At 35.1% G+C, this 12592-nt stretch carries 13 protein-coding genes; 7 read left to right on the forward strand and 6 right to left on the reverse strand.

Translation table 11 applies throughout. The features are described from left to right. Positions 1-333 precede the first annotated feature (333 nt). The gene (locus O9307_RS04010) at positions 334-1092 is read left to right on the forward strand and encodes a S1/P1 nuclease (RefSeq protein ID WP_298295582.1); all 759 of its coding nucleotides are present in this window, start codon (positions 334-336) and stop codon (positions 1090-1092) included. A gap of 327 nt (positions 1093-1419) precedes the next feature. Here O9307_RS04010 and O9307_RS04015 read toward each other — a convergent pair whose 3' ends face one another. The 6 genes from O9307_RS04015 to O9307_RS04040 form a co-directional block, all read right to left on the reverse strand. Then, entirely contained in the window at positions 1420-2217 is a 798-nt protein-coding gene (locus O9307_RS04015) for a class I SAM-dependent methyltransferase (RefSeq protein ID WP_298295584.1), read from the reverse strand. Positions 2218-2739: 522 nt separating this feature from the next. Continuing rightward, entirely contained in the window at positions 2740-4122 is a 1383-nt protein-coding gene (locus O9307_RS04020) for a Gfo/Idh/MocA family oxidoreductase (RefSeq protein ID WP_298295757.1), read from the reverse strand. Between the two features lie 125 nt (positions 4123-4247). Next, positions 4248-4661 carry an Rrf2 family transcriptional regulator gene (locus O9307_RS04025; RefSeq protein ID WP_298295586.1) on the reverse strand — a complete coding sequence of 138 codons (414 nt, stop codon included), beginning with the start codon at positions 4659-4661 and terminating at the stop codon, positions 4248-4250. 179 nt (positions 4662-4840) lie between these two features. Further along, positions 4841-5239: a c-type cytochrome gene (locus O9307_RS04030; protein WP_298295587.1), complete on the reverse strand. Its 399-nt coding sequence runs from the start codon at positions 5237-5239 to the stop codon at positions 4841-4843. A gap of 178 nt (positions 5240-5417) precedes the next feature. Beyond that, positions 5418-6998, reverse strand: a complete 1581-nt coding sequence (locus O9307_RS04035; RefSeq protein WP_298295589.1) for an NADP-dependent glyceraldehyde-3-phosphate dehydrogenase — start codon at positions 6996-6998, stop codon at positions 5418-5420. Positions 6999-7041: 43 nt separating this feature from the next. Then, complete coding sequence (locus O9307_RS04040) at positions 7042-7356, reverse strand: rhodanese-like domain-containing protein (protein ID WP_298295591.1); 315 nt, start codon at positions 7354-7356, stop codon at positions 7042-7044. A gap of 287 nt (positions 7357-7643) precedes the next feature. On the opposite strand from O9307_RS04040, the gene O9307_RS04045 reads away from it, so the two are divergent. The 6 genes from O9307_RS04045 to O9307_RS04070 all read left to right on the forward strand — a co-directional run bounded on the left by O9307_RS04045 (position 7644) and on the right by O9307_RS04070 (position 12589). After that, positions 7644-8273, forward strand: a complete 630-nt coding sequence (locus tag O9307_RS04045; protein ID WP_298295593.1) for a Crp/Fnr family transcriptional regulator — start codon at positions 7644-7646, stop codon at positions 8271-8273. A 125-nt stretch (positions 8274-8398) separates the two neighbouring features. Further along, positions 8399-9184 (forward strand): sulfite exporter TauE/SafE family protein, encoded by a 786-nt coding sequence (locus O9307_RS04050; RefSeq protein ID WP_298295595.1) that lies wholly within the window; start codon positions 8399-8401, stop codon positions 9182-9184. Between the two features lie 78 nt (positions 9185-9262). Further along, the gene (locus O9307_RS04055; protein ID WP_298295597.1) at positions 9263-10678 is read left to right on the forward strand and encodes an MBL fold metallo-hydrolase; all 1416 of its coding nucleotides are present in this window, start codon (positions 9263-9265) and stop codon (positions 10676-10678) included. Between the two features lie 148 nt (positions 10679-10826). After that, positions 10827-11030 carry a DUF2892 domain-containing protein gene (locus tag O9307_RS04060; protein ID WP_298295599.1) on the forward strand — a complete coding sequence of 68 codons (204 nt, stop codon included), beginning with the start codon at positions 10827-10829 and terminating at the stop codon, positions 11028-11030. 2 nt (positions 11031-11032) lie between these two features. Next, the gene (locus O9307_RS04065; RefSeq protein WP_366099997.1) at positions 11033-11866 is read left to right on the forward strand and encodes a methyltransferase domain-containing protein; all 834 of its coding nucleotides are present in this window, start codon (positions 11033-11035) and stop codon (positions 11864-11866) included. Between the two features lie 534 nt (positions 11867-12400). Continuing rightward, positions 12401-12589: a hypothetical protein gene (locus tag O9307_RS04070; protein WP_298295601.1), complete on the forward strand. Its 189-nt coding sequence runs from the start codon at positions 12401-12403 to the stop codon at positions 12587-12589. The last annotated feature ends 3 nt before the right edge of the window (positions 12590-12592 follow it).

The following is a 12592-nucleotide window of genomic DNA, read 5'->3' on the forward strand; positions in this document are numbered from 1 at the left end:
ATTGTTGATGGTTTGTTGTTGATGGTTTGTTGTTGATGGTTTGTTGTTGATGGTTTGTTGTTGATGGTTTGTTGTTGATGGTTTGTTGTTGATGGTTTGTTGTTGATGGTTTGTTGTTGATGGTTTGTTGTTGATGGTTTGTTGTTGATACGTGAACTATAATTTATATTATGTAAAATAGAAAATGCAATATTTTAAAACAAATGGAATCGTCTTCAATTTAAACAATTTTGAGTAATCTATTTATTAACTAAATCTTAGCGTTTGTAGCCATTGGTTTGGCATTAAAACTTGGATTGATTCCTTACTTTTGTCCTCCAATTATTTTACACCATGAAAAAACATATTTCACTTCTAGTAGTAGCGATTTTTTTAATTATGCAATCCTGTTTTGCTTGGGGAAAAAAAGGTCACGCCTTGGTTGCTGAAATTGCCTTTACTTATCTTGATCCTTCGGTACAAACCATCGTGACAAAATACCTAGATGGCCGCTCCATTCAGGATGCCGCCAATTGGATGGACGAACTTCGAGACGATCATTCCTACGATTATCTAAAACCATATCATTATGTAAATTTTGACAAAGGCGCAAAAGTAGTCAACCACGAAGGCGACAATATCATTTTCCGACTGACCCAAACCATACAGGAACTAAAAAACTACAAAAACCTCTCCGATAAAGAAGTAAAAATGAAAATCTGCATTATTTTCCACTTGGTGGGCGATTTGCATCAGCCGCTGCATGTTGGTTATGGTGCTGACAAAGGCGGAAATACCCAACAAATAAACTACAACAGAAAAGGTACCAACTTGCATTCTTTTTTCGATAGCGGCATCATCAATGCTAGAAACATTTCCCTCAGCGATTGCTTGGCGCTTAACACCTATTCCAAACACCAAATCAAACGCTTGGGCAAAATTAATACCGTAAAATGGGCCAAAGAATCCCGAAGCTACTTGCCTACTATTTACGATTATAAAAGCAATGTCATTAGCGAAACTTATGTAGACACCCAAACGCCAATCATAAAAAAACAATTACTACATGCTGGACTTAGACTAGCTGCTGTACTTAGTTCGATTTTTGGCTAATTCAATTTAGATTTCATTAAGTAAGCTTGTCTATGTTTAGAAGCAGCACTATTTTGCTATACCACACGAGTCGTCCCGCTGTACGTTATATCTTGCTAGGCGAACCCCGCCCAGCAAGGATGCCACTTCCATCGGGGCTAAACTAAAACGTAAGGTTTTCATAAGCCATCTTTTCACAATATAACAATTTAGTACAAAACGATTCAAATATTACAATGTATTGACACCTAACAGGTTTTTAAAACCTGTTAGGTGTTGTTCTATAAGGTTTGCAAAACGGAGCTATAGTTCTTTAAAATAATCTTTGCTTATCTGAGTTTGGGAGATTTATTTGTCAATTTTTTGTGCTATAAGAGTAAAACTCATTGGAAATTGGACTGCATCATTTTGTAAAGTTTTGTAGGTATCGGAAATGTCTTGTGAATATTCTCCAAAATGTGTCAGTTGAAGTTCGCTTGTAAAACAAGCACCTAAAATATCTGAGATTGTGTGTGGAAACCAGTATGATGTGGCTTTTGCTTGCCCTGTTTTGTCAATATACTCAGGCACAATTTCATCTTTAAATGGTTCTTTCTGGAAATAAGATGCATCAATTTGGTGAGGTGGTACAGGATTAAACATTCCTAAAATTGGATGTTGCTCATAAATGAAAATTTGTCCATTAGGTTTGAGTAACTTATTTACGATTTGGAAAAATTTTGAGAGGTCAGGCATCCATCCTAAAACACCAACCGTTATATAAACTAACTCAAATTCACCAAAGTGATTTTCGTTAATTTCATAAATGTTTGTACTCTCAAATTCAACAGAGTGTCCTGAAGCTTTTGAAAGTTGTTTAGCTTGCTGAATAAATTTTTCTGAGATATCTATTCCCAAACAATATCCAGCACCATTCTTTTTAAGGTTTATTAATTCTGTTCCATTATTACAGCCAATTTGAATCACATTTTTTGCTGTTACGTCAATTCTAGAGTTGAAAATACATTGTTCAACTTCATCAAAAGTTGTAAAGTTTTTTTGTTGCACTCTTTTTAAAGCATCATTAAACCCATCTGCTTGGTAAATATCAGTAGTTAGTTCCCACATTTTTCGGTTAATTTCAATATGATTTATTTTGTCTGTCATTTTTATTTAAAGTAGTTATACGATTACCTCCCGCCTGACCCAATTGCAAGGATTTGCAATCTGTCCGAACAAAGCAGATCAACATTCAAAAATATAATAAAAGCTACAAAACAAACCAATACATCACTTATATTTCTTTGTCTTAGAGTTGATATTTCGATAGGAAAGAGGAGTTTTTTTTATATCTTTTGAAGAGGTTTGCAAAACTGTACTAGCGGGTTTGACCCTGATGTTTTTTTGAGAATATAAGAGAAAACAAAGAAGATAAGGAGGATTAAAAATGTTGTAACTCCCTCATTCTGTCAAGGATAGTAACGAAAAGCCCGTAAAGGAAGCCGTTCTTTTTATAAAACAAACCCCAAAAGAGCGACCAACGGAAGCTCCTTTTGGGGTTATGTTTTATGAACGGGTTCCTGCGGACTTGCAGTGGATAGCCTGCCCGGACAGCCTATTCGAACTCCTGTTTTTGAAGTAAATACTAGAGCAAAAAAAACCGTCTCTTTAAGAAACGGTTTATTTTTTTTATTTCGAAAACTCTACTTTTTTCAATTTTTCCCATCCGCCGCGAGTGAAATCTGGAATTTGAACGGGTGCTGAGTTATTATCTAACGAAAGTTCTGTTAAAGGCGCCAAACAAGACCATTCGGCCAAATCGTACACGTCCATATCTAGTGGTAATCCTTTTTGTAAACAATAAATCAAACGATAATCCATGATATAATCCATACCGCCGTGCCCGCCTACTTTCTTGGCTTTTTCCTCGATATCAATTACAATTGGGTTTTTGTATTTTTTCATTAACGCTTCTTTGACTTCTTTAGGAACGTAACTATGAGCGTTTAAATTTTCGTGATTTGGTGCTACATCTTTATCTAAATTTTTAGCATCCAAAGCATAGCCTTCTAATGGATATTTGTTAGCAAAACCTTTGGTTCCCGTTAACTGATACATTCTTGAATACGGTCTTGGGTTCGCCACATCGTGCTGAATTTGAATGGTTTTTCCTTTTTCGGTACGAATCATGGTCATGGTATGATCGCCATTGCGAAAATCTTTCAACTCTTGTCCTTTGGTTTCCTTTATGAATGCTGGGATTCCGACCGCTTTAGTATCCATAGACACTAAATAATTCATTTTGTCGCCACGATGAATGTTCAAGGCCAAACAAGCCGGTCCCATACCATGTGTAGCATAAATATCACCACGGTGTTTTGCGTTGTAATCTAAGCGCCAATTGTTCCAATATTCTCCCCAATACGGCTCCAAATTATGAATATAAGCTCCTTCTGCGTGTAAAATTTCACCAAAAAGACCTTGTTGCGCCATATTCAAGGTTGTTAATTCAAAAAAATCATAGACACAATTTTCTAACTGCATACAATGTTTACGGGTTTTCTCGGAGGTGTTGATCAAGTCCCAAATTTCATCCATAGTCATGGCTCCAGGTACTTCAATCGCAACGTTTTTGCCATCTTTCATGGCTTGCACGCCAATTTGTGCATGATGTTTCCAGTCGGTGGCGATGTAAACCAAATCAACATTTGGAAGCGCAGTAACTTGTCGCCAAGCGTTTTCATTTCCAAAAAATTCTTTGGCTTTTGGGAACCCATTTTTTACTAGCGCTTCGTTGGACGCTTTTGTATTGGTTTCAAGCATATCGCAAAGTGCCACTATTTCTACACCTGGAATTTGTGTCATGCGCTCAACTGCATCAGCACCTCTCATCCCTAAACCAATAAAAGCAACTCTTACTGTTGGGATTGGTGCAATAGCAAGGCGTAATACATCGGTTTGTCCTTTGGGACGTTTAGGGGTTGGTGTTTTTATCATTTGAGCACTGGCATGTTGCCATCCCATAAAAAGACAAAAAACAAGAATAGCGTTAATGAAACGTGTTTTCATAATTGGTATAGTTAATTTAGTGGTTAAAGTTATTTTTTAAAAAACATATTCAAGTCTTTGAAAACAAATTTCAAAAGATCAATGAGAATAAGTTAAAAGTTATTATTAATGAGATTACTAACCAAAAACTACATTTGGACTAATGACCCAATAGTAATTTGTTGCATGGATTTGAGGGTTTCTTCACGAACAGATATTAATCCATGGCGCAAATGGCAAGTCGCTTCATTTTTACAATCTGCACAAGGTTCGTAAAAATTAAGTGAAGCACAAGGTAGCAAAGCGATTGCTCCATCAAACAAGCGATGTACATCGGCCAAGGTAATATCATGTTTGGATTTCAAAAGATAATATCCTCCTAGCTTACCTTGCTTACTTCCAACAAAATGCGCTCGTTTTAAATCTAATAAAATTTGTTCCAAAAATTTCTTTGGGATATTAGCTCCCTCAGAAATGGCAATGGTTTTGGCTATTTCACCTTCTTTTTGTTGTGCCAAATAAAGAAGTGCTTTTAAAGCATACTTGGTTTTTTGTGATAGCATTTTGATTATTTTCTGCTAAAATACAAAAAAACCAATACAGCTGATATAAATTATATAGTTCGTAATTTTCTGTGCTTTCTAGCTTTAAATTCGTGTTGAATTTACTTCAATAAAAAAATAAATGTTTTTTTTAATCAAAGGAGATTTATATAATCACTATTTGTTGACGCATTATCAATTTATTTTTCGAGTTCTCGGATGTAATTGACCAATTTCCATCGTTGCTCTTCGGTTAATAGTTCTTCATAAGAAGCCATTGGAGGTTTTCCATTGGTTAATTTCCAAAAAATTACACCATCAGTTTCATTTTTAACTTTGAGAGCTAAGAAATTGGCAGGTTTTCTTTCTAATGTGAGACCAGCTTCACCGTTGCCTTTTCCTTTAATTCCGTGACACAGCACACACATTTGTTCAAAAATATGTTTTCCTTCTACAGTTGCATTAGCATTTCCCTTAAAAGGATTTTTGAGTGCTTCGGCTGATTTTGGAGCTTTCCATTCAGCCTCTTGCGCAAAGGAAAAATGTCCTCCGATGATACATAAAACTATAACAAATACATTGGAAAAATAGGTTTTCATGGCGATATCGATTTAGAATTACACTCAAATTTATAACAATTGCTAGGTGAAAAAACTGATAAATATCATTTATCCTCAATTTTGCAAAAAAATCATAACATTTTGGCTACTAACTATGTATAAAAAAAACACCTCATATCAAAAGAATGAGGCGTTTAGGTAAGTAAAAAATTGATTTTTACAAGATATAATCGGAATTAATAAAATTAGATTCTTTGCTATCTAATAAATCTTGTAAAATAGCATTATTATAAGCATTGTCTTTTGAAGCTACAAACGTCCTTATTGAGAAAGAACGTAAAGCATCATGAATACTCAAGGTAGCCACAGCCGAGTCTTTACGACCTGTAAAAGGAAACACATCAGGTCCTCTTTGACAAGAGCTGTTGAGATTTACTCTACAAACCAAATTGACCAAAGTATCAATTAGTGGCGCGATGGTTTTGATGTCTTTTCCAAACAAACTCACTTGCTGTCCGTAATTGGATTCTGCCATATCGTTCAAAGGTTCTTGAATGTCTTTGAAGGATAAAATTGGAACTATAGGACCAAATTGTTCTTCGTGGTACACACGCATCTCTTTGTTTACTGGAAAAACAACCGCTGGGAAAATTGAATTCTCGGTTTTTTGCCCTCCTTTAGCATTGATAACTTTTGCTCCTTTGGCGATGGCATCATCAATTAATTCTTGAATATAATTGGGTTTTTCAACTTCTGGAAGTGGGGTCAACATAACACCTTTTCCCCAAGGATTTCCGTACTTTAATTCATCTACTTTTGCTGCAAAACGCGTATTAAATTCGCTTGCTATAGATTCATGTACATACAAAACTTTCAAAGCAGTACAACGTTGCCCATTGAACGAAAGAGCACCTGTGATACATTCTTGAATCGCTAAATCCAAATCGGCATCAGGCAAAATGATTGCTGGATTTTTGGCTTCTAAACCTAAAACCAAACGCAAACGGTTTTTATTAGGATGCTGATCTTGTAAAGAAATAGCTGATTTACTATTACCAATTAATGCTAATATATCTACTTTTCCCGATTGCATCACCGGAGTGGCTACTTCCCTACCTCGTCCATATAAAATATTTATGGCACCTTTAGGGAAACTATTTCTAAAAGCTTCTAATAAAGGAGAAATCAATAAAACTCCGTGTTTTGCAGGTTTAAAAATTACTGGATTTCCCATAATCAAAGCGGGAATCAGTAATGAAAAGGTTTCATTCAAAGGATAATTGTAAGGTCCTAAACAAAGTACAACGCCTAAAGGACCACGGCGAACCATGGCATGAATTCCTTGAACTTTTGAAAAATGAGCGCTACTCCTATTTAACTCCTTTAAACTTTCGATAGTGTCGTAGATATATTCTACCGTTCTGTCAAATTCTTTTTCGGAATCACCTAAGGTTTTACCAATTTCCCACATCAACAATTTTACGACTTCCTCTCTCGTATTTTTCATTTGAGAAACAAAGTTTTCCATGCACTTAATACGATCCGCAACTTTCATGGTGGGCCATAACCCTTGACCATTATTGTAAGCTGCGTGAGCTGCTTCAACCGCTTCTAGAGCTTCTGCCTCCCCCATAAATGGTATGGAGCCTAATAATGTAGGAGCATAATCAGCTGTAGAAGAAATGGAAGAATAAATGGGAGTGGTTTTTCCAGTCCATTTTTTTAATACTCCATTAACCAAAAAAGTATCTTGATTGAGTAAAGTGGTTATTTGATATTCTTGAGGTATTACATCCATTGATAAAATTTTAAAGGTTAATAAAGAGAATTTTTCAACGCAATTAATCAGGCGCTACAATCTCTCCGTTCCATGCCAAAATACCTCCTAATAAGTTATAGGCATTTTCAATACCCAATTCATTCATGATTTCACAAGCTTTTGCACTTCTTGCACCAGAACGACAGTACACGTAATAATTTTTAGTTTTGTCCAATGCTTCTATGGCTGCAATAAAATTTGGACCTTGGTGAATATCAATATTTATCGATGAAGCAATCATTCCATCATTGTATTCGTCTTCAGTTCTTACATCAAGTATAACTGCATTTGAATCGGCTTCTAACTGCTCAATCCAATCTTCTTGTGTTAAATTCATAGTATTTTTTTTTGTAAAATTACGATGTTTTACAGAAACAAAAAGACGCATAAATGTTAAATGGATATTATTTTGTAGAAAACGATGTAGTAAATTACAAATAACAACAAAACTACATTTTTACATAGTTATTAGTAAAAAAGTATAATATTTCATAAATAAGTGTGTAATTATTCAATTTATGACTCAATTAATATCATTTAATCAGTAAATACAAAACACAACAGACAAGTTCTTTTATGCTATATTTGTAGTGTTAAAAACACACACATTTAATACTCTCATAGATGAGCTCTTCTTTACAACAAATTTTTCCCTCCTTCTCTACCCCATTAATTGAAGCTATCAATCAAAATGCGAACGAACAATTTGTATCTGCTGGAACTGTGATTATGCGAACAGGGCAATACATCAAAAATACGATGCTAGTGATTAGTGGTAAAGTTAAGATTTACCGTGAAGATGAAAATGGTGGGGAATTTTTCATGTACTATTTACAACCTGGTCAGGCCTGTGCGCTCTCCATGGTGTGCGCAACTAAAAGCGAAAAGAGTCAAATTATGGCTAAGGTGGTTGAAGATGCTGAACTCATTTCGGTACCATTATCATTGATGGACAAGTGGATGATGGAGCATCGTTCTTGGTATGAATTTGTAATAGCCACTTACCGCAATCGTTTTGAAGAGGTATTAGAAGTATTAGATAGTGTGGCCTTTAGAGCCATGGATGAACGTTTAGAGTTTTATCTAAAACGCCAAGTAGCTTCTTGTGACTGTAAAGATTTAAAATTGTCGCATCAAGAAATCGCTATGGATTTGAATACTTCAAGAGAAGTCGTTTCGAGGCTTTTAAAAAAAATGGAGCAAAGAGGCTTATTAAAATTACATCGCAACCATATTGAAGTGGTAACAAAATAATCTCAAGGAACTCCATATCGCTTCCATTACTTATTCGATACATTTTACTAAAATACATCAATGTGACTAAAATTACAATGCGATAAAAAGTAATGTCACATCTTTGCTGCATAAAAAAAAGATTCATGGAATATATTGGCTATTTTGCTTCAATAATTATTGGTTTATCACTTGGGTTGATTGGCGGTGGAGGCTCTATTTTGACGATACCTATTTTGGTTTACTTATTCAAAATTGATCCCGAGTTAGCGACTAGCTATTCTTTATTTATTGTTGGATTATCGGCTCTTTTTGGGTGTTATAGTCATTACAAAATGGGAAATCTAAAAATCAAAGCCGCTTTATATTTTGCGATTCCATCGGTATTTTCGATACTAATTATTAGAGAGGTTATTTTTCCAAAAATTGCCTCTACCCTATTTTCTATAGCTAATTTTCAAGTCTCTAAAGACTTTTTAATTATGATTGTCTTTTCTGTATTGATGATATTGGCAGCGGTATCAATGATAAGAAGACAATTACCAGAAATTGTATCCACTTCTACCAATTATCTTCAATTGGGAGTTATTGGATTTGTGGTTGGAATCATTACTGGTTTCTTGGGTGCTGGTGGCGGTTTTTTAATTATACCAGCCTTACTCTTTTTTGCCAATTTACCAATGAAACAGGCGGTTGGTACTTCGCTTTTAATCATTTTTATCAATTCGGCTATTGGCTTTGGAGGCGATTTATACATCGGAACCCCAATAGACTATACTTTTTTACTGACTATTGCCGCTATGGCTTTTATCGGAATTCTAATTGGGATTCAGCTTTCTAAAAAAATTGACGGAGCCAAACTCAAACCGCTTTTTGGTTGGTTTATTTTGGTGATGGGGATTTACATCATTACCAAAGAAGTCTTTTTTTAACCCATAAACATGTAACATTTATCACTTTTTCTATAAAAAATCAATAGTACCTTTGTGTACTCAATAAAACAAAATACCATGCAAATAGAACAAATATACACAGGTTGTTTAGCTCAAGGAGCTTACTACATCACTTCAAATGGAGAAGCAGCTATTATTGATCCTTTGAGAGAAGTACAACCATATTTAGACCGTTTAGAACGAGATGACGTTCGATTAAAATATATTTTTGAAACACATTTTCATGCCGATTTCGTTTCGGGTCACTTGGATTTGAGCAAGGCTACTAATGCTCCCATTGTATATGGACCAACTGCAAAACCAGAATTTGAAGCTATTGTGGCTACAGATAATCAGATTTTTGAAATTGGAAACATCAAAATTAAAGTATTGCACACTCCAGGACACACTATGGAAAGTACTACCTATTTGTTGATTGACGAAACAGGTAAAGAACATGCCATATTCTCTGGAGACACTCTATTCATTGGAGATGTAGGACGTCCTGACTTAGCACAAAAAGCCGCTGGAATGACACAGGAGCAATTGGCAGGCATCTTATTTCATTCGTTAAGAGATAAAATTATGACTCTAGCTGATGAAGTGATTGTGTATCCTGCGCACGGAGCTGGAAGTGCTTGTGGTAAAAACATGAGCAAAGAAACAGTTTCTACGATTGGACAACAAAAAGCTACCAATTATGCTTTAAGAACCAATATGACTGAAGCCGAATTCATAAAAGAAGTAACCGACGGTTTATTGCCTCCTCCAGCCTATTTTGGAATGAATGTAGCCATGAATAAAAAAGGCTACGAAAGTTTTGAAAAAGTATTACACAACGGTATGAAAGCACTTTCGGCTACTGATTTTGAAAGAATAGCTGATGAAACAGGTGCTTTAGTTTTAGACACCCGAAATAATGGTGATTTTTATAAAGCTTTTATTCCACAATCAATTAATATTGGAATCAATGGTGATTTTGCTCCTTGGGTGGGCGCCATGATTGCTGATGTTCAACAACCCATACTTTTGGTTACCGAAAAAGGAAGAGAAGAAGAAACCGTTACCCGATTGAGTCGTGTGGGCTTTGACCATATTTTAGGACATCTTGAAGGAGGTTTTGAGTCTTGGACAAACGCCAATAAAGAAATCGATACGATTAATAGAATTTCAGCTGCTGAGTTTGAACAAAAGGTAAACACCGATAAAGATGTAATTGTTGATATTAGAAAAGAAAGCGAATATTCAGCTGAACATATTGCCGAGGCTTACAACAAACCGTTATCAGCCATCAACGACTGGATAACCACTATCGACCCGAAACAACATTTCTTTATGCATTGTGCCGGTGGATATCGTAGTATGATTGCGGCTTCTATTTTGCAAGCAAGAGGGTTTAGAAATTTCACTGAAATAGAAGGCGGTTTTAGCGCAATAGCAAAAACAACCGTTCCTAAAACGGATTTTGTGTGCCAAAGCAAAGTATTGAAGTAAGGTAAAGGTTAGAAATTAGAGGTTAGAAGTTTTGCGTTCTTTGCGTAATCCATAGCGAACCTTGCGGTTAGAAATACAAGAAGTAAAATACTACTTGAAAAAGACAATACTTGAACAAATAGTACATTAACAACTAAAATTAATCATCATGAAAAAAAACATGGGTGTTACCGACAAAAGAATTCGAGTTTTCATAGCCGTCTTGCTTTTTGGGCTATACTATTTCAAAGTAATTGAGGGAACTTTGGGTATGATTGGATTAGGGTTAGCGCTAGTATTTGTGTTAACGAGTTTTATTAGTTTTTGTCCGTTGTATTTGCCGTTTGGAATTTCGACGATTAAAAAAAAATAAGTATGAAGGATTTGAATTGTTGTGTAACGAGTTGTGAGAAACCATTAGACGAATCGTATTGGGATTTGCAATACCAATCTGAAACTACAGGTTGGGATTTGGGAGCGATTTCTCCACCAATCAAAGCATATATTGACCAATTGAAAGATACTGCAATTTCGGTATTGATTCCGGGTTGTGGGAATACGTATGAAGCGGAATACCTTTTAGAAAAAGGGTTTACCAATATTACTGTGATTGATATTGCTCCAACTCTAGTTGAAAAGTTAAAAGAAAAATTCAAAAGTACAGCTGCTATTCGTATTATTCAAGGGGATTTTTTTGAACATCAAGGCAGTTATGATTTGATTTTGGAACAAACTTTCTTTTGTGCTTTGCCTCCGCAAATGCGTCAAAAATACGTTTGGAAAATGCATCAATTAGTGTCCAAAAATGGAAAAATAGCGGGGCTACTTTTTAATCGCAGTTTTGAGGTAAGTCCTCCTTTTGGTGGGAGTAAAACCGAATACGAACAGTTATTTTCAGAAGCTTTTCAATTTAAAATTCTAGAAACATCCTATAACTCGGTTACGCCTAGAGCGCAATCGGAATTGTTTTTTGTTTTTGAGAAAAAATCGGAAGTGATTGTACAATGTTTTGCTTTGAGTGGCATTACTTGTTCGAATTGTACGAAAACGGTACTTCAGAAAATAGGTGCAATTCCAGAAGTAATTAATGCACAAATCAATAGTACTTTTACTGATTTGATTGTTATGAGTACCAACGAAATCTCTCTAGAACAATTGAAAGAAGTACTTGCTTATGAACCAGAGTACAGTATTGCGCTTGTTGATTAAACTTTCGTACTGTTGTATGCTTTTGAAATCATTATTTTTTCAAGTTAAAGGCTAAAGTATTTAAAATATACCTACAAGGTTTTGAAAACCTTGCAGGAAATTGAACTCAAAAAAACACCTATAGGATTTCGAAAACCTTGCAGGAAATCGAATTCAAAATATACCTACAAGGTTTTGAAAACCTTGCAGGAAATGAAATTCAAAAACACCTATAGGATTTCGAAAATCTTGCAGGAAATTGAACTTAAAAATACCTACAAGGCTTTGAAAACCTTGCAGGAAATGGAGTTTAAAAAAGGCTTAAAATTTTTTGAAAACCTTAAAGGAAATTGAACTCGGGTTTGCAAAATAAAGAATAGCAACAATGAATACTAAGATGCAAATTGCTGCTCTTTAACCCCGATAGCAGCGGCATCCTTTGCTTTTTTCCTTTAAAAAAGCAAAGATATAGCGGATAGCGGGACGGTGTTTCCTGAAATGCCCATTTGTTGCTGTTCCTAAAAATAATAATAAATCAAAATTATAAACACAAAAATGAAAACACTTTTATTTAGCAATTGGCATTTGATGCGCTGGGTTCGATTGGTTTTTGCCCTATTCTTATTTGGAGAGGCTTATGCTACTCGAGAATGGTTTTTTATTGTTTTTGGTTTGTTTTTCTTATTACAAGCTTTGTTTAACTGGGGTTGCGGGGCAAATGGTTGCGCTATTCCTAAAAAATAAATA

Origin of the sequence: Flavobacterium sp., from assembly GCF_027531905.1 — a bacterium.
Taxonomy (GTDB): Bacteria; Bacteroidota; Bacteroidia; order Flavobacteriales; family Flavobacteriaceae; genus Flavobacterium.